This window comes from Frankia sp. ACN1ag (genome assembly GCF_001414035.1).
GTDB lineage: Bacteria > Actinomycetota > Actinomycetes > Frankiales > Frankiaceae > Frankia > Frankia torreyi.
Map to the genome: position 1 here is coordinate 71,226 of NZ_LJPA01000006.1, position 21,009 is coordinate 92,234.

General features: G+C 73.9%; 14 protein-coding genes and 5 pseudogenes. 13 read left to right on the plus strand and 6 right to left on the minus strand.

What is annotated here, in order from left to right; all coding sequences use genetic code 11:
• Nucleotide 1: 1 nt before the first annotated feature.
• A pseudogene (locus tag UK82_RS36290) lies at nucleotides 2-546 on the minus strand (ABC transporter permease); the annotation flags it as partial.
• Between the two features lie 505 nt (nucleotides 547-1,051).
• Between UK82_RS36290 and UK82_RS36295 the strand changes: the two are divergent.
• The 4 genes and pseudogenes from UK82_RS36295 to UK82_RS06895 form a co-directional block, all read left to right on the plus strand.
• On the plus strand, nucleotides 1,052-2,810 hold a 1,759-nt coding region (locus UK82_RS36295; protein WP_313949793.1), incomplete at its 3' end, for an HAD-IA family hydrolase.
• Nucleotide 2,811: 1 nt separating this feature from the next.
• Nucleotides 2,812-3,640 (plus strand): annotated as a pseudogene (locus UK82_RS41970) (haloacid dehalogenase); the annotation flags it as partial.
• On the plus strand, nucleotides 3,637-5,337 hold the full coding sequence (locus tag UK82_RS06890) for a class I SAM-dependent methyltransferase (RefSeq protein ID WP_055406656.1): 1,701 nt from the start codon (nucleotides 3,637-3,639) through the stop codon (nucleotides 5,335-5,337). The pseudogene UK82_RS41970 and the gene UK82_RS06890, both read left to right, overlap by 4 nt.
• Before the next feature lie 246 nt (nucleotides 5,338-5,583).
• The gene (locus tag UK82_RS06895; protein ID WP_044884642.1) at nucleotides 5,584-5,940 is read left to right on the plus strand and encodes a VOC family protein; all 357 of its coding nucleotides are present in this window, start codon (nucleotides 5,584-5,586) and stop codon (nucleotides 5,938-5,940) included.
• Between the two features lie 30 nt (nucleotides 5,941-5,970).
• On the opposite strand, the gene UK82_RS06900 is transcribed toward UK82_RS06895, so the two are convergent.
• The 5 genes and pseudogenes from UK82_RS06900 to UK82_RS06910 all read right to left on the minus strand — a co-directional run bounded on the left by UK82_RS06900 (nucleotide 5,971) and on the right by UK82_RS06910 (nucleotide 12,225).
• Complete coding sequence (locus tag UK82_RS06900; protein WP_255354260.1) at nucleotides 5,971-8,463, minus strand: protein kinase domain-containing protein; 2,493 nt, start codon at nucleotides 8,461-8,463, stop codon at nucleotides 5,971-5,973.
• Between the two features lie 690 nt (nucleotides 8,464-9,153).
• Complete coding sequence (locus UK82_RS36300; protein ID WP_236705624.1) at nucleotides 9,154-10,371, minus strand: hypothetical protein; 1,218 nt, start codon at nucleotides 10,369-10,371, stop codon at nucleotides 9,154-9,156.
• Nucleotides 10,372-10,385: 14 nt separating this feature from the next.
• Nucleotides 10,386-10,584: pseudogene (locus UK82_RS36305) on the minus strand (hypothetical protein); the annotation flags it as partial.
• 1 nt (nucleotide 10,585) lies between these two features.
• Nucleotides 10,586-11,070 (minus strand): annotated as a pseudogene (locus UK82_RS36310) (hypothetical protein); the annotation flags it as partial.
• A gap of 480 nt (nucleotides 11,071-11,550) precedes the next feature.
• A complete protein-coding gene (locus UK82_RS06910) occupies nucleotides 11,551-12,225 on the minus strand; it encodes a DapH/DapD/GlmU-related protein (RefSeq protein WP_236705601.1) in 675 nt (224 codons plus the stop codon).
• Between the two features lie 222 nt (nucleotides 12,226-12,447).
• Here UK82_RS06910 and UK82_RS36315 point away from each other — a divergent pair.
• The 9 genes and pseudogenes from UK82_RS36315 to UK82_RS06950 form a co-directional block, all read left to right on the plus strand.
• A partial coding sequence (locus UK82_RS36315; protein ID WP_236705602.1) for a glycosyltransferase occupies nucleotides 12,448-12,699 on the plus strand: 252 nt, incomplete at its 3' end.
• Between the two features lies 1 nt (nucleotide 12,700).
• Nucleotides 12,701-13,431 (plus strand): annotated as a pseudogene (locus tag UK82_RS06915) (glycosyltransferase family 2 protein); the annotation flags it as partial.
• Nucleotides 13,432-13,433: 2 nt separating this feature from the next.
• A complete protein-coding gene (locus UK82_RS06920) occupies nucleotides 13,434-14,597 on the plus strand; it encodes a glycosyltransferase (protein ID WP_055406657.1) in 1,164 nt (387 codons plus the stop codon).
• A gap of 162 nt (nucleotides 14,598-14,759) precedes the next feature.
• Nucleotides 14,760-15,473 (plus strand): class I SAM-dependent methyltransferase, encoded by a 714-nt coding sequence (locus UK82_RS06925; protein WP_055406658.1) that lies wholly within the window; start codon nucleotides 14,760-14,762, stop codon nucleotides 15,471-15,473.
• 4 nt (nucleotides 15,474-15,477) lie between these two features.
• A complete protein-coding gene (locus tag UK82_RS06930; protein ID WP_044884639.1) occupies nucleotides 15,478-15,768 on the plus strand; it encodes a hypothetical protein in 291 nt (96 codons plus the stop codon).
• 178 nt (nucleotides 15,769-15,946) lie between these two features.
• The gene (locus UK82_RS06935; RefSeq protein ID WP_055406659.1) at nucleotides 15,947-17,320 is read left to right on the plus strand and encodes a glycosyltransferase family 1 protein; all 1,374 of its coding nucleotides are present in this window, start codon (nucleotides 15,947-15,949) and stop codon (nucleotides 17,318-17,320) included.
• Between the two features lie 82 nt (nucleotides 17,321-17,402).
• On the plus strand, nucleotides 17,403-18,533 hold the full coding sequence (locus UK82_RS06940) for a glycosyltransferase family 1 protein (RefSeq protein WP_044884637.1): 1,131 nt from the start codon (nucleotides 17,403-17,405) through the stop codon (nucleotides 18,531-18,533).
• 279 nt (nucleotides 18,534-18,812) lie between these two features.
• A complete protein-coding gene (locus UK82_RS06945; protein ID WP_044884668.1) occupies nucleotides 18,813-19,733 on the plus strand; it encodes a glycosyltransferase family 2 protein in 921 nt (306 codons plus the stop codon).
• A 136-nt stretch (nucleotides 19,734-19,869) separates the two neighbouring features.
• The gene (locus UK82_RS06950; RefSeq protein WP_044884636.1) at nucleotides 19,870-20,943 is read left to right on the plus strand and encodes a sugar phosphate nucleotidyltransferase; all 1,074 of its coding nucleotides are present in this window, start codon (nucleotides 19,870-19,872) and stop codon (nucleotides 20,941-20,943) included.
• The last annotated feature ends 66 nt before the right edge of the window (nucleotides 20,944-21,009 follow it).

Genomic DNA, 21,009 nt, shown 5'->3' on the forward strand with positions numbered 1-21,009 from the left:
NGCGGGCACGAGCAGCAGCAGGTCGGCGCCGATCAGGTTGTAGCCGAGGATCAGGATCACCACGAAAAGCACGAGCAACTGGAGCAGGAAGTGCACGGCGGCGAACCCGACCGCCGACAGCGGGAGTACGGCGAGCGGGAACCGCACCTTCTTGACCAGGTTCGCGTTCGCGACGACGCTGCCGCACGCCGAGGACACGCTGCCCGAGAAGGCGTTCCAGATCAGCAGCCCGGACATCAGGTAAATGCCGAACCGCGGAATTCCGGACTTGAGGACGATCTGGAAGACGAACGTGTACACCACGAGCAGGAGCATCGGGTTCGCCAGCGACCAGGCGAAGCCCAGCGTGGAACCCTTGTACTTGACCTTCAGATCCTTGCGGATGAGATTGCGTAGCAGTTCCCAACGCACCCTCGTCTGCGCCCGGCTGCGGCGGGCCAGCCGGCTCGGGTCCATCGCGTGCTGCCCCGGGCCGGGGCCCGCCGGATGCGGGGACGGGGCCGTCGGCGTACCCGCCGGCAGCGGAGCGTCAGCCAGATGTGACATGACCGGCCCTCCCCGTCCCCCGGAGGTCGGGCCGCCGGTCCCCGGCACGGCGTGGCTGGAGCTGCACCTGTCCGCTCCTCACTCGACACGACAGAGATCTGACAGTACCGAGAACCGTCTCCGGCCCGGCACGCCCCCGGCCGGGGCAGCGCCGGGACACGCCCGCCGGACGCTGCGCCCCCCGAAGGGTGATGCGCCCCACGGAGGGTGTTGTCCCGATCGCGGGTGAATGGCCGATGGAGCGCGATGGCGAACCGGCCCGCTTCTCGGCGGAATCGTGACGGTACCGTGCCCGGACCGAGCCGGCGCCGCCACCCGGTCCGCTACCCGGTCCGGTGACCGGTGCCCGGAACGGGGTTCATAGTATCGACCCGTCCATCTGGCTTCGGCCGGCCGATGCCGCGTGGGGGATTCCCGACGTTTGGCGGCCGTCGGGGCCGACCCGGCGGAGGCGGCCGTACCGGTCGCATGGAGCGGCCGTTCCGGTCGCATGGAGAGGACGGCCGTGTTCACCGACGTCCGACTACGCGAAGTGTGGTCGCATCTGGAGTCGGGCGGGGCACAGGCCCTGACTCTCGATGTCTTCGACACCTTGTTGTGGCGCATGGTGCCCGAACCCACCCACGCGTTTGTACTGCTGGGCCACCGGCTCGCCGACGCCGGCCACCTGCCGCCCAGCGTCTCGCCGGGAGAGTTCGCCCGGCTGCGCGTGCACGCCGAGCATGTGGCGCGGATGCACGCCCATGACGCCCGCGGCACCCACGAGGTGCGCCTGGACGAGATCTGGCAGGTGCTGGCGCCCGCGCTGCCGGGGACCGCCGGGGTGCAGGACCTGATCGACGCCGAGGTCGCGGTCGAACGCGAACTGTGCCGGGCCGACCTCGCCGTGGTCGAGCTCGCCGAGCTCGCCATGACCAAACTCGGCCTGCCGGTGTACCTGCTGTCGGACACCTACTTCTCCGCCAGCCAGCTCGAACGGCTGCTGAACCGGCCGGAGCTCTCGGGGGTGCAGTTCACCCGGATCTTCACCTCCTCCGATGCCGGGACCTCGAAGAGCGACGGGCTGTTCCAGCACATGCTGGCCGCGTCCAGTCTCCAGCCGTCCCGGGTGGTTCACCTCGGCGACCATCCCGTCGCCGACGTCGAGGGCGCCCGTGAGCACGGGCTCGTCGCCATCCACTACCCCAAGTACGCCGGATCGCTGCGGCAGACCCTCGACCTGGAGGGACTTCGTAACCAGCCCAGCGACGACGTCCCCATCGACCCGGTCGACGGCGACTTCGGGATGACCGCCCTGCGCGCCCGGACGCTGCACCGCGCGGACGCCCTCGCCGTGCCCGCCGGACTGCGCCGCTACTGGGAGACCGGGGCCACCGTGTTCGGCCCGGTCTTCGCCGGTTTCGCCGAATGGGCGGTGGAGCGGGCACGGGACTTCGGCGCCGACCACATCCACTGCCTGATGCGGGAGGGGGACTTCCTGTCCCGCCTGCTCGTCGACCCGGGCGAGGACGTCGGCATCTCCGTGTCGACGATGTGGGCGTCCCGGCAGGTGTGTGCGCTGTCCAACGTGTTCGAGGGCAGCCCGGAGGAGCTGAAGAGCTTCCTGGTCCGCCGGCACGCGCCGAGCGTCGGCCAGCTGCTGCGCCAGCTCGGTGTCCGGCTGGAGCACGTCGCCGGCATCTCCGCGCTGGCCGACCGGCGCCTCGACGTGCCGGGCCTGCTCGACGACACCCTCGAAGAGCTCTGCTCGGACGAGCGGATCCGCAGCGAGATCGTGCTGACCGCCACCCGGCTGCGCGAGCGCTACGTGCGCTACCTCGACAGCCAGCTCCCGGAGACCGGCCGGGTCGTCTTCCTCGACCTGGGCTGGGGCGGCACCATTCAGGCGCTGCTCACCCGCCTGCTGGCCTCCACCGGCCGCAAGCTGGACATCCTCGGCCTGTACCTGGCGACGAACCAGGCGGCGATGAGCCACCGGCTCGCCGGTATGGAGCTGGAGGGCTACGTGGCCTCCGGTGGCCAGCCGGAGACGATGGCCAACCAGCTCATGCGCAGCCCCGAGGTGCTCGAGCAGCTCTGCATGCCCGACGTCGGGTCGCTGGTCTCGTTCGACGAGATGAGCAACCCGGTCCTCAGCATCGACCGGACCTCACGCACCCAGGTCGCCCAGCGTGCCGCGGTGCAGGACGGCATCCTCGCCTTCCAGCGGGAATGGCTGCGTTACCGGCGCTCGGAGACCCCGATGCCGTCGCTGGTCTCCGCCGNGGCGCGCCGCGCCGGGCTGCGCACGCTGACCCGGTTCGTCGCCCGCCCCACCGCCACCGAGGCCGCCGCGTTCGGCTCCTGGGCCCACGACGACAACTTCGGCTCCGACGCCACCGAGGGTCTGCTGCCGCCGGAGCTCGTGCGCCGGATGCCCTATCTCACCCCGGCCGACATCGACCGCATCTCCATGCGGGAGCTGTACTGGCCCGCGGGCGTCGCCGGCGTCGCGAACCGGCCGCTCGCCGTCATCAGCGGGCTGGCCGCGGCTGCCGGCGTCCCGCCGGAGGAGGTCTCGCCGGAGGCCGCCGCCGGCCCCGTCGAGGTCTACGTCGACACCGGGGCCGACTTCGTCAACGGGGTGAAGGAGACGGCGCTGACCCGGTCGGCCCGCGACGGGCTGTCGCTCGTCCGGCTCAGCCTGGAGGCCGTCGGCGCCCGCCGCATCCGCATCGACCCGGCCGGCCGGCGCGGGCTGCTGCGGCTGGACTGGCTGACGCTGTCGTTCCACATCAACAACATCGCCGAGCCCTACAAGGTGACCATCACCTCGCTGGACGACCCCGCCCAGCAGCTCGCGCTCATCGGCCTGCGGCTGCTCCAGTCGAACCTGGTGGAGATCCTCGGCGACGACCCCCAGTTCGTCTACACGATCGACCTCGCCTCCCAGCCGCATCTCGCCGGGGTCTACGCCCTCGACGTCGAGATGGCCTTCGGCTGGATGGGCATCCGGGGCGACTCGCTGATCCTGCCCGCCGCCGGCCCGGCCCGGGACGGGCTCCCCGTCCGGGCGGCCCGCAAGATCCGGCGCGAGCTCGGAGGACTGCGGTGACCGACCAGCGGGACCCCGAACCCGCCGCCATCGGACCGCTCGACGGTGCCGACGCCCCGGGCGCCCCGGGCGAGGGCGCAGAGCCGGGCGAGCCCGCGGTCCGGGGCCCGTTCGAGGTTCGCGGCGGCCCGTCCCGCCAGCCCGGCCCATCCCCGTCCGCGGTGGCGGTCTCCTCGGTGGCGTCGGCGACCGACGTGGCGACGCACGCCGTCGCCGAGACCGGTCCCACGGCCGGGACCGGGTCGGTTGATCCGGAGGAGCACGGTGCCGTCCGGGACAGCTTCGCCGAGCTCGCGGCCATCGCCGCCGCCAGCGACCGCGCTGGCGGCGACCCCGTCGGGACCGATCTGGCCGGTAGCGGCCTCACCGGTAGCGGTCCCGCCGGGGCCGACCTCACTGGGGCCGATCTCGGCGGGGCCGATCGTGGCGGGACGGGCCCCGGGTTCGGCCTCGCCCGCCAGGGCGACCACGCCCTCGACGTGGGCGACGCCGCCGAGCCGACGCTGGCGCCGTTGCTGCTGCACTCCCTGTCCGACCTGCGGGAGATCTGGGTGCCGCTGATCGAGGCGTCCGGCGCGCGCAGCGTGGCGGAGATCGGCTCGGAGAGCGGGGTCACCACCTCCCTGCTCGTCGACCTGCTGCGCCGCGGGGGCGGTGGTCGGCTCGTCGTCGTCGACCCGAACCCGGGGGTGGCGCCGGCTGCCGGCGGCGGGCTCGACGTGCAGGTCATCCGCGGTTACAGCCCGCAGGCCCTCGACGACCACGCGCCGACCGACGCCTACCTCATCGACGGGGATCACAACTACGCCACCGTGCGCGGCGAGCTCACGGCGATCGCCGACGCGGTCGCCCGGTTCAGCCGCTCGTACTTCCCGCTGGTGGTCCTGCACGACGTCGGCTGGCCGGCGGGGCGGCGCGACCAGTACTACAACCCGGACCGGGTGCCCGCGGACGCCCGCCAGCCGCACTCGTGGGACGTCGGCGTCGAGATCGACGATCCCGGCGTGGTCCGCGGCGGCTTTCGCGGGATGGGGGCGTTTGCCTGGGCGCTGACCGAGGGGGGCCCGGGCAACGGGGTGCGCACGGCGATCGAGGACTTCGTCGCCGAACACGCCGACCTGCGGTTCTTCACAGTCGCGCCGATCTTCGGCCTGGGCGTGATCGTCGACCGTCGGGCGCCGTGGGCACGCCAGATCGCCGACCTGCTGACGCCCTGGGTCTCCAACCGCCTGCTGTCCCGGATGGAGCGCAATCGCGTCGACCTGTACCTGCACGTGCTGCGGTTGCAGGACGCGGCGGCGGCGGTGGCCCGTGCGCGGCAGCGGGAGTGGGCCCGGCTCGACGACGAGCGCAGTCGGCTTGCCGCGGTCGAACTGGAGCACCTGCACCGCATCGGCCAGTTGGAGCACGAGCTCGCCGAGCTGCGCCGGCGCGAGGCCGAGGACGCCGAGCGCGCCGTCCACGGCCACCGGGCGGCCGCCGACGCCGACGAACCGAAGCTCATGCAGGTCGCCCGGATCGCCGGCTCGGCGCTGCGGTCCCGGCTGAGCCCGACCGGGCAGGAACGGCTGGCGCGGGTGCAGACCCGGATCGCCGACACCGGCACCGGCCGCACCGCCCTGCCCGCCCTGCGTCGCCGGCCGAGTGCCTCGCCGCGGGGTGGCCCGAACGATCCGGACGGCCCCCCGCGCGGGTAGGCCCATGGCCTCCCCGATCCTGGACGGCCCCGATCCTGGACGGGTGATTGCAGGAGGTTGGTGACGATCCAGGTCGGGTCGACGGCCATCAACCTCCAGCAATGCGCCAGGAACGACCGGCGGATGGTTGAAAGTCGATGGACGCCGCCCGGCTGGCGCGGACCTGACGGTCTTCGCCAAAGCCGCGCCACGGTGCGGCTGCCATCATGAGGTCGCCCCTGTCGCTGTCCTCCCCCGAGGTGGATCATGGCTGTGCTCCGGATCGTCGCCGACCTGCCGTCCCGGTCCCTGCCGGCCTCCCGGCGCTTCTACGCGGCCGTCCTCGGGCTTGAGCCGGTTATGGACCATGGGTGGGTCGTGACGCTGAGCGATCCCGATCGACCGGGACCGCAGCTCAGCCTGCTGACTCACGATCTGACCGCGCCGGCCGTCCCGGCCGTCTCGGTCGAGGTCGACGACGTCGACGCCGCCCATGCCGCGGCTCTCGCCGCCGGTGCCGACATCATCTACCCGCTCACCGACGAGCCTTGGGGGGTGCGCCGGTTCTTCGTCCGGGATCCGGACGGCAACGTCGTGAACGTCCTCGGCCACTCCCGGCCCTGAGGATCGGGCCCGTCGTCAGCAGACCGGCTGTCAGCAGACCGGCTGGTAGGGGACGTCCGCGATGTGCCGCTGCCATTCGGCATCGTCGATCTGTTTCGACGGGTCGGCGCAGGCGGCGGCGATGAGGCTGGCATCGTCGATGCGGCTGATCCGCACGGTGTAGTCGTCGCTGGCGGTGGCGATGCCATTGCCATCCGGTGTCCACGCCAGGGCCTGGATCCAGTCGCCGTGCCCGCTGATCGTGCCGACCGACGCCGGGCGGCCGGTGCCGGAGACGTCCCACAGGTGCACGGTGGTGTCCCAGCCCGCGGTGGCCAGCGTCCTGCCGTCCGGGCTGAAGGCCAGGTCGAACACCCACTTCTCGTCGGCGGGGAAGGACGCGGTGGCCGCCGGGCGCGACGGGTCGGTGATGTCCCAGATGCGGGCCGTGCCGTCGTAGGCGCCGGTGGCCAACCGCCGCCCGTCTGGACTGAACGCCACCGCCCACACGTAGTCGGTGTGCGCGGTGATCGCCGCCAGCGGCCGCGGCCGGCGCGGATCGGTGATGTCCCACAGCCGGGCGGTCCGGTCGGCGCTCGCGGTGGCCAGCAGGTGGCCGTCGGGGCTGAAGGCGACTTCGTTGACCCAGCTCGTGTGCCGGTCGAGCACGGACAGCGCGGTGGGATGGCGCCGATCCGTCACGTCCCACAGCCGGGCGGTGTTGTCGTAGCCGGAGGTCGCCAGCGTCCGTCCGTCCGGGCTGAACGCGGCGTCGAGGACCCAGCCGTTGTGCCCGAGGATCACGGCGAGCTCGGCGGGATGGCGGGGGTCGCTGATGTCCCACAGGATCGCCGACCGGTCGTAGCTGACCGTGGCCAGCGTCCGCCCGTCCGGGCTGAACGCCGCGTCCAGGACCCAGGACGTGTGCCGGTTCAGGGTCGACAGCTTCACCGGATGCGTCCGGTCGGAGATGTCCCACAACTGGACGAGGTTGTCCGCGCCGGCCGAGGCGAGCAGCCGCCCGTTCGGGCTGATGCCGACGCCCAGCGCGGACGCCGTGTGCCCCGTGAGGACGCTGGCGGTCGCCGCGGCGAAGGAGGTGCGCAGCGCGGCGCGGGCCTCGCGCACCGGGCTGATGCGGTAGGCGGCCAACGACAGCCGGGCGGCGAGGTCCGCATCGGAGTTGCGCACGGCTTCGGCGGCCAGCGCCACCCGGGCCGCCGTCTCCTCCCGGCTCGGCCGCTGGCCGCCGCCCGTGGTCAGCGCCAGCGGCATCAACGCCGCGATCAGCAGTACCGCGAGGATGGGTGCGGCGAGCAGCGCGATGCGCCGCCGGTCCCACCGGCCGCGGCGCCGGCTCGGCGCGGCGAGGTCGCCCGCCGCGCCCACGCCCGCCGGGCCGGCGTCGGGACCGCCCCGCTCCGGGTCGCCGACGGCCCGGGCATGGTGGCCGGGGCCGGCGGCGGGCGGCGTCTGGTCCCGATCGGCCGGCGGCGGCCACGCTCCTGCGGCGCCGAGGTCGGCGCGTGCGGCGGGGCCGCCACGCCCCCCCTGCGCCGCCTCGCCGGCGGCATGGTCAGCGGCATGGTCGGGGGAGGTCCCGGGCCGAGCCGGATCGGCAGGCCGGGGCCGCACCCCCGGCTCGGCACCCGGCGGCGATCCGTTGCCCTCCGCCCCGACACGCTGGGGTGGGGCCAGCATCGGCGCCCCGGACCGGATGACGCGGGTCACGTCCGGATCAGGATGGGTCGAGGGCCCCATCCCCACCAGACGCAGGAACAGCTCCTGCGCGGTCGGCCGGGCGGCCGGATCCTTGCGCATCGCCTCCTCGACGATCGGGCGAAGCGCCGGGTCGAGGCCGTCGAGCAGCGGCTCGCGGTGCACGACCCGATAGAGCTGGACCGGTGTCGGGCCGTCGCCGAAGGGAAACGACCCGGTCCCCGCGTAGGTGACCAGCCCGCCCCAGGCGAACACGTCCGCCGCGGCCGAGACGGGTTCGCCGTTGGCCTGCTCGGGTGCCATGAACGCCGGGGTGCCGACCCGCTGGATCTCCTGGCTCAGCATCGTCTGGGCGTCCAGCGCCCGCGCGATCCCGAAGTCGATCACCCGCGGGCCGAGGGAGGACAGCAGCACGTTGGACGGCTTGAGGTCGCGGTGCACGAGACCCGCGCCGTGGATGGACGTCAGCGCCGCCGCGACGCTCACCGCGAGGCGTTCCAGATCGGCCGAGCGCAGCGGGCCCTCCGCGGCCACGCTCTGGGCGAGGGTCAGCCCATCGATGTACTCGGTGACGAGGTAGGGCAGCCCGCCCGGAGGGTCGACGACGTCGAGCACCTCCGCGGTGCAGAACCGGGCCACCCGGCGGGCGATGTCCGCCTCGCGCCGGAACCGGGCCCGGAACTCGGGCACCCGAGCCAGGTCCGGCCGGATCACCTTGACCGCGACGAGCCGGCCCGCGTACCCGGTCACTCCGGGGCGGCCCCGCCCGAGGTAGACGGTGCCCATCCCACCCTCGCCGAGCCGGCCCAGCAGCTCGACGTGGATGAGTTCCCGCGGGTCGTCGCGGTCGAGCGGCGCGACCGGGCCGCCCGGTCCCGACCCACCCGCCGCAGCCCCGCCGGCCGCAGACGGGTGGCTCACCGGGCCATGCGGCTCGGCCTGCGTGCCGCTCGGCGGCGGGGATGGCGCGCCGGGCGCGCCAGCGGATCCCGCGCTGGCGGCGCTCGCGAGCCCGGTCGCGGCGGCCAGGGCGGCGTGCCGCAGCGGGTCCTGAGGCAGCGACTGGTCCTGGGGCAGGAGCGGGTCGTGGGGCAGGAGCGAGTCGTGGGACAGCAGCGAGTCGTGGGGCAGCGAGTCGTGGGGCGCCGGCCTGGGGGCTGCCGGCGTGGCGGGCGCCGCGGACTGAGGCGATGTTCCCCCGGCGGGTGTGGGCGGGAACAGTACCGCGGCGGGTCCAGGCTCGACGGCCGGGCCCTGGTCGGGCGGCGGTGCGGGCTGGGGTGTCGTCCCCCGCGCCCTGCCCGTCTCCCGCTTGCGGCGCAAGGTCCCCCCCGAACTGAGATGGTCGACACCGCGGACCTCATGTGCACGATCATCATCTCATGGTCCGTTGAGCCCGGCCGGTGCCGTCTCGGTCGGTCCGGGCTCCGTGCCAGTGTGCCGCTGCGCGCGTGAGCGTGCACGCTGTGCAGTGCATAACGAAGCCTATGCCGGCATCGTCCCGGATTCGGCGGGTCAGCGTGGTTGCGGGTGGCGAGCGCCGTCGGCCTCGTTGGCCTCGTCGGTCTTGGCGGTCTCGTCGGTCTTGGCGGCCTCGTCGGCCTCGGTACTCGGCGCCGGTGGGCCGCCGGGTGCCGGTAGGGAAGTCGGCTGCGCGCCCTCGGGCCCGTCGGGCCGGGGCTGCCCGCTCGCCAGGGTGTCCCGGTGCAGCCGGGCCGCGCGGTTGCGGGCAGCCTCCCGCAGCCCCTGGGTCCGGGAGTCCGTCAGGACGACCCCGCGGCCGGGCCGGGACGGGCGGGCGTCGCGCTCGCCGATGACCAGCACCCACAGGCAGCCGACCAGGGTCGCCACCGCGAGCGCGCACACCGCGACGGCGATGAGGACCAGCGTCCCCTCCGACCACGGCGACCAGGCCGTCATGTCGTCCCACGCGTCGCCGAGATCGCCGTCCTCCGGCCGCCAGAAGTGCGGGAACACCATGCTGATCGACCAGACCTGCAGGGTGACCGCGCCCGCGAGGAACAGCAGCGGCATGACCCGCGACAGGTACCGGCCGGTGGCCGCCGCCCCCAGACCGATGCCGATCGCCAGCGACACCAGCCCGGCGTACAGGTATCGGCCGGAGATGCCGCTGACGTGGAACTGCTTGTCGAAGTTCTTGGCGGACTGCACCGCCATCAGCCCGAACAGGCCCCACGTGACCCACAGCAGGAGCAGCAGGTCGACCCGGATACGCCAGTTGCGGGCCCGGATCAGCGCGAGTGCGAAGAAGAAGATGACCAGGGCGGTGCCGGTGCGGACCGGGACGGTCGTGAGGTTGACCTCGAACCAACCGAACGATCCCCACCAGCGCAGGATCGTCCCGTTGATCAGGATCTCCCGGTAGGCGCCCCAGTCGTCGCCGAGGTACTGGCCCAGCGGGAAGCCGGGCGTCTCCGGCTGGAAGGCCCCCCAGCGCACGACGTTGACGATCCACCACCAGCCGCCCAGGGCGACCATGATCGCCCCGCCGAGCAGGATCTGCCGCCAGGGCGGTCGCTGCGCGGCGGCCGAGGGCCCGGCGGGTCCCGCGTCGGCGAGCCGGAACGGCCGGATGTCGGCCCGACCGCCGCCGGTGCTCGCCGCGCCGCGGCCGGTGCTCGCCCTGGGTGGGGGCGTGCCGGCCGGGTCCGCCGCGGGCGCGCGCGCCCGCAGCGCGCGGGCGTCCCGCCGGGCCCGGGACCAGGCCAGCACGTAGGCCAGCGCGNCCATCGGGACCAGCACGATCGCCAGCGATTTCGTCATCAGGGCGAGGCCGACGAAGCCACCCGTCCAGGCCGCCGTGCGCAGTGAGGTGTCCCCGCGCAGCACGTAGACGATGCTCACGGTCGCCAGCCCGGCGGTCAGGACCAGCAGGTTGTCGTTGTTGACGCTGGAGCCGATGTGGGCCAGCTCCGGGATGGCCAGNGGGACCAGTGCCGCGCAGGTCCCCGCCACCCGGCTGCCGTCGGACAGCCGGTGCGCCCCCGCCCAGGCCAGCAGCGGCAGCGGGGCCACCATCGCCGCGCTGACCAGGCGCAGGATGCCGATGATCTCGTCCCAGCGCAGGTTGTCGCCGCCGCCCGGGATCGCCTTGAGGATCACCGCGTTGACCCAGTAGTACAGCGGCGGGTGCTGGACGATCTGCTGGATGCCGCCCCTGGGCGCAGGCGTCCGCTCCAGTTCCTCCCAGCTCGGCCGCTCGTCGCGGGGCGTCGCCCGCGCGGCGGTGAAGGGCCCCGCGGAGAGGTCACGCGGCCGCTTGTCGGAGCCGTAAGGCGCCGCCATGATCGCGCCGACCCCGCCGCGAGTCACGATCACGTGCCCCGGATGGGGCCAGCCTTTGCCCTCCACCAGGCGCATCACGGCGTCGACGTGATTGGGCTCGTCGGGCGCGTGGTACTGCGGCATCATCACCGACCAGCCCGCCAGCANCGCCGTGAACAGCAGGGTGATCGCCCAGACGGTGGGGGGCGCGGTGCGCAGGATGCGCCACGGCCGAAAGCGGGTCCCGTCGGGGATCACGGCCGGGGCGGGCGCGGTGGCGGCGCGGGCCGCTGCGGTCGAATCCACGGAGTCACCCAAGCTCTGCACGGTCCCATCGGACGAAGGTGCTGTCATGCTACGGACACCCCCGCTCGGTTGACTGCCCGNGTATCCGCACATCGGCCCTGGTCGCGGACGGTGGCAAAGTGCCTTCTGGCGTGCCGCAGGTCACCGTCCGCAGTGTTCCCCCGAGACTCGAGTCACAGTCCGGCGGTGTCCGTGGTAGGCCCGCCTCAGGCCGCACGCCTCAGGCCGGGCGCCCACCGCTCGGCACCGCGAGCCCACGTCTCAGCCCGCGAGCCCACGTCCCAGCCCGCGAGTTCGTGCCTCGGCCCGCGAGCTCGTGCCTCAGCGCCAGGAGTCGATGTGGCCGACGACCTTTGCCGGTGACCCGGCGACGACGGCCTTCGGTGGGACGTCGCGGGTGACCACCGAGCCCGCCGCCACCACCGCGCTCTCGCCGACGGTGACACCCTTGAGGACGATCGCGCCGGTCCCGATCCAGGCCCGGTCCTCCAGCACGATCGGTCCGCTCACCGGCTGCTCGACACCGTCGACGACCATGGGATGGAAGTCGTTGTCGAGAAGCTGGGTGTTCCACGAGACGTTGCAGTAGGCCCCGATGGAGATCCGTTCCCGGACGAGGATCTTGGCGAACCCGTTGACGTTCGCGCCGGGGCCCAGTTCCAGCACGCCGGAGTCGACGACGACCCGCACGCCCCGCTGCAGCGAGACGACCCCCTCGCAGCGCAGCCGGCCCTCCGGATGCACCCGGATGATCGAGGTGTCGCGCTTGGTCGACAGGCCGAACCCGCCGAGGCCGACCCGCAGCGCCGCGCCCTCGGCGAACTCGATGCGCTCCCGACCCTCGATGACGGTCGGCGAGCCGAGCCAGATCGGCTGCTTGTGGGCGAGCGGGTACCGCAGTCCTGCGACGAACGAACGGGCCGAGGTCTCCCGGGCGGCCCGCAGCGTCCGCACGTGCCGCACGTATTCGCGTAGATCACTTCTGAACGCAGCCACGGCTCAAACAGTAGGCGCCGACGTGGCCCGGTCGTCGGCCCGGTCGTCGGACCTCGGGACGGGACGTGCCACTCTAGAACGGCGCGTCCGAATGGACGGACCGCGCATCACCGCCACGGACCGGCGATCGGAGTGGGGACGACGTCGGGCCGCGNCATGCACCGGCCCNCCGCCCCGCAGCGGCGATCACCGCCGGGAACGACGACCGGGAGCCACACCGACGTGAGTGTCAGCGCCATCCACAAGCCCGACCATCCGGAGGGCAGCACGCCGACGCAGCCTGCGGCCGGCGACGACCTCGTCGCGCTCGGACCCGACGTCCCTTACGTCACCATCGTTCTGCCCTGCTACAACGAGCAGGACCATGTGGTGCGCGAACTGGAGCGCATCACGGCGGCGATGGACGCCAGCGGGTACGCCTACGAGATCCTCGCGATCGACGACAAGTCGACCGACAACACCCTCGCCGTCCTGNGCGACGCGGCCCCCCGCTTCCCCCGGATGCGGATCATGCCGTTCCGCCGCAACGGTGGCTCGGGCACGGCCCGGCGCATCGGCACCCAGGAGGCCCGGGGGAAGATCGTCGTCTGGACCGACGCCGACATGACCTACCCGAACGAGCGCATCCCGGAGTTCGTCCGCTACCTGGACGACAACCTCGACGTCGACCAGGTCGTCGGGGCCCGGCTCACCGAGGAGGGGACCCACAAGTGGGCCCGGGTGCCGGCCAAGTGGCTCATCCGGATGATCGCCCAGCGGCTGTCCGGGATGAAGATCCCGGACCTGAACTCCGGCCTGCGCGCCTTCCGTCGCGAGGTCTCCCTGCCCTACCTGCGGCTGCTTCCGCCCGGCTTCAGCTGCGTCACCACGATCACGATGTCGTTCCTGTCCAACCAGCACCCGGTCGACTACATCCCGATCGACTACGCGAAGCGCGCCGGGACGTCGAAGTTCCACCCCTTCCGCGACGCGCGCCGCTACATCCTGCAGGTGCTGCGGATGGTCATGTACTTCGACCCGCTCAAGGTGCTGATGCCGATCGCCCTGTGGATCATGGGGCTGGGCTTCGTCAAGCTGATCGTGGACCTCGTCCGCTACGACTTCCACGTGGCGACCTCGACCCTGCTCGCGATCCTCGTCGGCTTCCAGATCGCCGTGCTCGCCCTGATCGGTGACCTGGTCGCCCGTTCCCGCAGCAACACCTGACCATGCGCGTCGCGGTCATCGGCCCGACCCACCCGTACAAGGGCGGGATCGCCCAGCACACGACCGAGCTCGCGCACCGGCTGGCCGCTCTGGGGCACCAGGTCGTGATCGAGTCCTGGTCGGACCAGTACCCGGCGCGGCTCTACCCGGGCGTGCAACGCGTCGCAGAGCCGGAGATGGAACCGTTCGGGTCGACCCGCTACCCGCTGTCCTGGCGCCGGCCCGAGGGCTGGGTCCGGCTCGGCCGGCGGCTGCGGCGCGAGGCCGACGCGGTCGTTCTGGTCGTCGTCACCCCGATCCAGGCGCCTGCCTACCTGGCCATCCTCACCGCGCTGCGCGGCCGGGCCGGGCGCCGGGGCGGCGGCCCGCGGGTGCTGGCACTGTGCCACAACGTCCTGCCGCACGAGCGGCGCGCGGTGGACGAGCCGCTGATCCGGGCGGTGCTGCGGCGGGTGTCCGCGGTGCTCGTGCACACCGCGGCACAGGCCGAGCTCGCCGCGACGCTCACCCCGGCGCCGGTGGTGGTGGCCGAGATGGCCCCGCACCTGTGGTCCTCGCCGACCCGGCGGCGCCCGGAGGTGACCGAGCCCGCCACCCAGGCCGAGCCCGGCGTCCGGGCCACGGCGGGTGGCCGGCCGCGGCGCAGCCTGCTGTTCTTCGGGCTGGTACGGCCCTACAAGGGGCTCGACGTGCTGTTGCGGGCGCTGGCCCGCGGCCCGGCAGACGTCCGCCTCACCGTCGCGGGGGAGTTCTGGGGCGACGCCGCGCAGACCACCCGCCTCATCGCCGACCTCGGCCTGACCGACCGGGTCGACGTGCGGGCCGGTTACGTCGACGCCGCCGAGGTGGCCGGCCTGTTCGCGGCCGCGGACGCCCTGGTGCTGCCGTACCGGGCGGGCACGGCGTCGCAGAACGTCGATCTCGCGCACCTGTACGGCCTGCCGGTGATTGCAACGACCGTGGGCACCCTCGCCACCGCGGTCCGTGACGGCGTCGACGGCCTGCTGGTCCCGCCGGACGACGTCGACGCGCTCGCCGCGGCCCTGCGCCGCCTCTACGAGCCGGGCGTGCTCGCCGACCTGCGGGCGAAGGTCTCCCCGCCCGACCCGCAGGCGGCCTGGGGAAACTACCTCGACGCGGCGCTCGGCGCGCTCGGTGACGGGTGAGGATGCTCAGCCAGGTCCGACCGTGGTCCGGCCTGCCGCCCGGCTCGTCGCGTCGCGTCCGGAGACGATCACCTGAGGTATATCTGACGGGTCCAGGCGCGAACGGGGCCCACATGGCGGGCAGACTGTCCGTCAACAACGGCCGGAACGGAAGGCGGACTGGTGAGCCCCGTACGTGACGACGCCCTCGCCTTCGTGGGTCACCAGGTCCACGTGATGCGCCGCCGTGAGGTCGGCACCCTGCTGGAGTGGGCGGGCGAGCTGACCGGGCGCACGCTGCTCGACGTGGCCGGCGGCGACGGCTACTGGGCCGGTCAGGCCGCCCGCCGCGGGGCTCGCGCCGTCTGCCTCGACCTGGCGCGCCACAAGCTGGAGTTCGGTCGGCGGCTGCGCGGCCATCCGGGGCTCGTCGAGGGGGACGCGCTGGCGCTGCCCTTCGCGGCGACCACCTTCGACGTCGTCATGTCGGTGTGCGCGATCGAGCACTTCGACGACGGGCCGGCCGCGCTCGCCGAGATGGCCCGGGTGCTGCGCCCCGGCGGCGACCTGGTGATGTCCGCGGACGCGCTGACCCGGGCGACCGCCTGGCCGGACCTGTTCGACCGCCACCGCGAGCGCTACCACGTCAAGCACACCTATCCGGGCGAGCACCTCGCGAAGCTGCTCGACGACGCCGGGCTGGACGTCGTCCGGCAGACATACATGTTCCGCAGCGAACGCGCCGAGCGGCTGTACCTGACGTTGTCCGCGAAGGGCGGCCGGGCCGGTTGGAACGCGGCGGCGGTGCTCTCCCCGGCCGTCGCGCTGGCCGACCGCCGGGCCCCGGACACGGCCGGCAGCGTGGTGCTCACGCACGCCCGCAAGCGGGGGAGCTGAGTCGATGGCCCGGCGCTCACGGCCCGGTGAGGGGCCGCGCCGCACCCCACCGCGCACCCCACCCCCACCGCGTACCCCACCCCCGCCCCGCACCGGCCCGCCCCCGCCGCCGAGCTCCCGCTTCGCTCAGCGCGCGGTCGCCGCGCTCCTCACGGTGCTGCTGTTCGGCCTGATCATCTTCGGGGCGGGCGCCGCGGCCGACGCCGCGGACGGCGAACGGTGGTGGGGATATCTCATCGGCGGACTGTTCTGCGTGGTCATGGTCGCCGCCGCCCTGCGCAGTCGCCAGCGCTGAGCCGGGGCTACCGGCTCGGGGTATCCGGCTCGGGGCTTCCGCTACCTGCCCACTGAGCTGCGGCTACCCGGGCGGGTGCCGCCCCGGCGCCCCCCGGGCCCGCGCAGATCGGCACCTGGGTGGCGCTCGACGGGCCCCTGAATCGGGGCCGCTGAGGGGCCCGGGCAGACTGTGACCCGTGCGTGTGGGCTTCCTCGTCGAGCAGTTGCTCGCGCCGGTTCCGGGTGGGACCGGCCGCTATTCCGCCGAGCTCGCGACCGCCCTCGCCCGCCGTGCCGCGCCGGGGGACGGGGTGGTCGGCTGGTGTGCGGCGCGGCGCGGCGTCGACGCCGCGGGGCTGCCGGGCGTGCTCGGCCCGTTGCGCCTCGGGCTGCCCCGCCGGGCGTTGGCCGCGGCCTGGTCGCGCGGTGTCGGCCCCGCGCCGACCGGCGTGGACGTCATCCACGCGCCGACCCTCCTGCTCCCGCCCGCGGGCGGGACCGCCGGCCGCGTGACCGGCTCGGTGGTCGAGACCCTGCGTGGTTCTGGCCGGTCCGGCACATCGGACCGGTCCGAGTCCGTCCGGTCCGAGTCCGTCCGGTCCGAGTCCGTCCGGTCCGGCGACCGGCCGGCGGGGGGTCCGGCGCGGCCGCCGCTGGCCGCGTGGGCCGCGCACAGCGTCGCGCCGGCGCTCGGGGACGCCCTCGACCGACGCCGGCCGCGACCGAAGCTGGTCGTGACGATCCACGACGCGGTGCCCTGGACCCATCCCGAGACGCTGACCCCGCACGGGGCGCGCTGGCACCGGCTGATGGGCGAGCGCGCCGCCCGGCACGCCGACGCGGTGATAGTCCCCACCCTGGCCGTCGCCGCCGAGGTGGCCCGGCACCTGCCGATCCCCCCCGAGCGGCTGCACGCCATCGGCGAGGGGGTGGCCGAGGCGGTCGTCCGCGTGCCGGCCGACGCCGATGCCCGTGCGGCCCGCCTGGGCCTGCCCCCGCCGGGTGGCTACCTGCTCACCCTGGCCACGCTGGAGCCGCGCAAGGGGCTGGACACCGCGCTCGCCGCGCTGCGCCGGCCGGATGATCCGGGCCTGCCGCTGGTGCACGTCGGCGCGGCCGGCTGGGGCGGACTCGACGTGCGCACCGAGGCGGCGCGGCACGGTCTGGACGGCTCCCGAGTCCGCACTCTTGGGCGGATCAGTGACGAGGATCTCGCGGTCGTGCTCTCACGCGCCGGGGTGCTGCTGGCGCCGAGTCGGTCGGAGGGCTTCGGCCTGCCTGTGGTGGAGGCGATGGCGCACGGGGTGCCGGTGGTGATCTCCGACGCCCCGGCGCTGGTCGAGGTCGCGGGGGACGCCGCGCTGGTGGCCGGCGTCGGCGACGCCGCCGCGCTGTCGTCCGCGGTAGCCCGGATTGTCGGCGATTCGGACCTGCGGGGGCGGCTGTCGGACGCCGGACGCACGCGTGCGCAGGCATTTACCTGGAATGCGGCGGCGGAGGCGACGTGGGCGCTCTACCGTCGAGTCGGCGGCTCCCCTGCCGTGTCAGTCGCCGCTGACGGGCGGGCGTAGTGTTGCCCCCGTTGGGAAGCAAGCGGTCACCGTGAAGCAAGCGGCCACCCCTGTCAGGGTGGCGCGTCAGGGAAGGAGCGCCGTGGGACCCCGGGTGCTCGTCGACGCGACTTCGGTCCCGGCCGACCGTGGTGGCGTAGGGCGTTATGTCGACGGGCTGGTCGCGGCGCTGGGCGCGGCCGGTGCGGATATGGCGCTGGTCTGCCAGCGGTCGGACGAGGAACGCTACAGCCGGATGGCTCCACATGCCACCGTTCTGTCCGGGCCGGCGGCCATCGCCCACCGGCCGGCGCGGCTGGCGTGGGAGCAGACCGGGCTGCCACTGGTCGCGGAGCAGGTGAATGCCGACGTCATCCATTCACCGCACTACACGATGCCGCTACGGGCCCAGCAGCCCGTCTGCGTGACCATCCACGACGTCACCTTCTTCACCGAGCCGGACATGCACACGGCGGTGAAGGGGACGTTCTTCCGCTCGGCGATGCGCACCGCGGTGCGCCGCGCCGCCCGGATCATCGTCCCGTCGAAGGCGACCCGGGACGAGCTCATCCGCGTGCTCGACGGGGAGTCGACCACCACCGACGTCGCCTACCACGGCGTCGACACGTCGACCTTCCACCCGCCGACCGAGGAGGACAAGCTGCGGGTGCGTCGCCGCCTCGGCCTGGGCGACGCGCGCTACGTGGCCTTCCTCGGGATGCTGGAGCCGCGCAAGAACGTCCCGAACCTGATCCGCGGCTGGGCCGAGGCGGTGCACTGGCGGGACGAGCCGCCCGCCCTCGTGCTGGCCGGCGGTTCGGGCTGGGACGACGACGTCGACGCCGCCGTCGCCTCGGTGCCCAGCCACCTGCGGGTGATCCGGCCCGGCTATCTGCGGTTCTCCGACCTGCCGGGGTACCTGGGCGGGTCGTCGCTGGTGGCCTACCCCTCGCACGGCGAGGGGTTCGGGCTGCCTGTGCTGGAGGCGATGGCCTGCGGCGCGCCGGTGCTGACCACCCCGCGGCTGTCGCTGCCGGAGGTCGGCGGGGACGCCGTCGCCTACACCCAGCCGGACCCGGACTCCATCGCCCGCGAGATGGGCGCCCTGCTCGACGATGCCGAGCGACGCAACCAGCTCGGGCAGGCGGGCCTCGCCCGGGCCCGGGAGTTCACCTGGGCGGCGAGCGCCGAGGCCCACCTGGCGAGCTACGCGCGGGCCGTCGCCGAGCGCTGAGCGCCCGCGGGCGGCTCGCGTCCGGCCCACCGACCGCCGATCGACGGGGGCCGGTGGGCGCGAGCCTGCCCGCCGACGCCGCGCCTCATGGCCGACTCCCCGCGGGCGGCCGGCCCCGGGGCGAAGACCGCCGCAAAGGGCGCGCTACGGTCTCCTCGGCACGGATGCCGCTCGCCGTCGCCATGGCGGCGCGGGCCGTGCCGGTCGGACGGATGGCGGGCCGGTGAGGTGGACGGGCCGGCGGAGACGGGTGGGCCGGTGAGACGGGTGGGCGAGGACATGGGTGTGGAGCCGGAGATACGGGTCGTCGTCGTGACCTTCCGGTCCGGGGAGATCATCGGTGCGTTCCTCGACTCCCTGGCGAAGGCGACGACTCGGGCGTACGAGGTCGTCATCGTCGACAACTCCCCGAAGCTCGACGCGGGCACCCGGGCGGCGGGGGAGCGCCCCGAGGCGCGGCTGCTGCGCCCGGGCCGCAACCTCGGCTACGGCAGCGCCGTCAACCGAGGTGCCGCCGGCGCCGACGCGCCCTGGCTGGTGATCTCCAATGCCGACATCTCGTTCCAGCCGGGGGCGCTGGACGAGCTGATCGCCGCGGCGCAGCGCTGGCCTGGCGGGGGTGCCTTCGGTCCCGGGATCACCAACCCGGACGGTGCCCTCTACCCCTCGGCCCGCGACCTGCCGTCGTTGGGGCGGGGAATCGGCCACGCGCTGTTCGGCTGGTGCTGGCCGACGAACCCGTGGACCGCCTCCTACCGCCGGGAGCGGGGCGCTCCGCGGGAGATGACCGCCGGCTGGCTGTCCGGCTCCTGCCAGCTCCTGCGCCGGGAGGCGTTCGAGGCGGTCGGCGGTTTCGACGAGTCGTACTTCATGTTCATGGAGGACGTCGACCTGGGCCGGCGGATCGGGGCGGCGTCCTGGCAGTCGGTGTACGTGCCGTCGGCGGTCGTCGAGCATCTCGGCGGGCACTCGACGAAGCGGTCGTCCCGGCGGATGGTGGTGGCCCACCACCGCAGCATGTTCCGCTACCTGTCCCGGCAGTACCCGGGGCCGGCGCGCGCGCCCCTGCGGTTGCTGCTCGGCGCCGGGCTCGGCGCCCGGCTGCTGCTCGCCCTCGCCTTCGCCAAGGACAGTGCCGGGGCCCGGGCGACCCGGTCCGCGGAGCTGCTCACGGATCGCGGGACCACCACCGGGGGATGAACCGCGGCGGCCGGGCGCGCGTGGTAACGGCGCGCTGAACAGAAAGTATCTGCCCCATGGCGGCACGTTCGGGGTAGTGGTCCCGCTGNCCATCCGTCTTTAAGGGCTACCGCATGTCCTGCGACACTAACTGTCCATGGACGCAGTGATGCTTGTCGGCGGTCAGGGGACCCGTCTACGACCACTCACGATGTCGGCCCCCAAGCCGATGTTGCCGGTCGCGGGGGTGCCGGTCACCGCGCACATGCTGGCCCGGGCGCGCGACGCCGGGATCGAGCGGGTGGTGCTCGCCACCTCCTACCGGGCGGAGGTCTTCGAGGAGTACTTCGGGGACGGGTCCGCCCACGGCCTCGAGCTGGAGTACGTGACCGAGACGGAACCGCTGGGCACGGGCGGCGCCATCCGCAACGTCGCGGGGCGGCTGCGCGGCGGCCCGGACGACCCGGTCGTGATCTTCAACGGTGACATCCTGTCCGGCCTGGACATCCAGGCCCTGATCCGCCGGCACACCGCGGCGGACGCGGCCGTCACCCTGCACCTGACCGAGGTGCCCGATCCGCGGGCGTTCGGCGTGGTGCCCGTGGACGCGGACGGCCGCGTCACCGAGTTCCTGGAGAAGACGCCCGACCCGCCCACCAATCTGATCAACGCCGGCTGCTACGTGTTTCGCCGTTCGGTGATCGACACCATTGCCGTGGGTCGGCCGGTATCGGTCGAGCGGGAGACCTTCCCCGCCCTGCTGGCCGCCAGCACGCCGGTCATGGGCTACCCGGACAGCACCTACTGGCTCGACCTCGGCACGCCGGCGGCGTTCGTCCAGGGCAGCCGCGACCTGGTGACCGGCCGCATGGTCTCCTCGGCGCTGCCCGGACCGGTCGGGGACTGCCTGGTCCTGGCCGGCGCCGCCGTGGCCGCCGATGCCAAGATCGGCGGCGGCGCCACGGTGGGGGCGCGCGCCCGGGTGGGCGCGGGCGCCGCGGTCGACGGCGCCGTGCTCTTCGACGGCGCGGTCGTCGAGGCCGGCGCCACCGTGCGGGACAGCGTGATCGGCCGCGATGCTGTGATCGGTCCCGGCGTCCTGCTCGACGGTGTGGTCGTCGGCGACGGCGCCGTCATCGAGCGGGGTAACGAGCTGCGGGCCGGTGCGCGGGTGTTCCCGGGCGCGGTCCTCACCGCCGGCGCGGTCCGGTTCAGCTCCGACCGCACCTGATCCGGGCGATCCCGGCCGACTGTTGCGGCCGACTATTGCGGCCGATCGTCGGATGGGTCCTGATTG

Bases quoted from the DNA above. Each gene is read 5' to 3' on its own strand.
- UK82_RS06930 (WP_044884639.1), top strand. From the start codon at position 15,478: ATGGCCCGGCGCTCACGGCCCGGTGAGGGGCCGCGCCGCACCCCACCG.
- UK82_RS06920 (WP_055406657.1), top strand. From the start codon at position 13,434: ATGCGCGTCGCGGTCATCGGCCCGACCCACCCGTACAAGGGCGGGATC.
- UK82_RS06895 (WP_044884642.1), top strand. From the start codon at position 5,584: ATGGCTGTGCTCCGGATCGTCGCCGACCTGCCGTCCCGGTCCCTGCCG.
- UK82_RS06950 (WP_044884636.1), top strand. From the start codon at position 19,870: ATGGACGCAGTGATGCTTGTCGGCGGTCAGGGGACCCGTCTACGACCA.
- UK82_RS06945 (WP_044884668.1), top strand. From the start codon at position 18,813: ATGGGTGTGGAGCCGGAGATACGGGTCGTCGTCGTGACCTTCCGGTCC.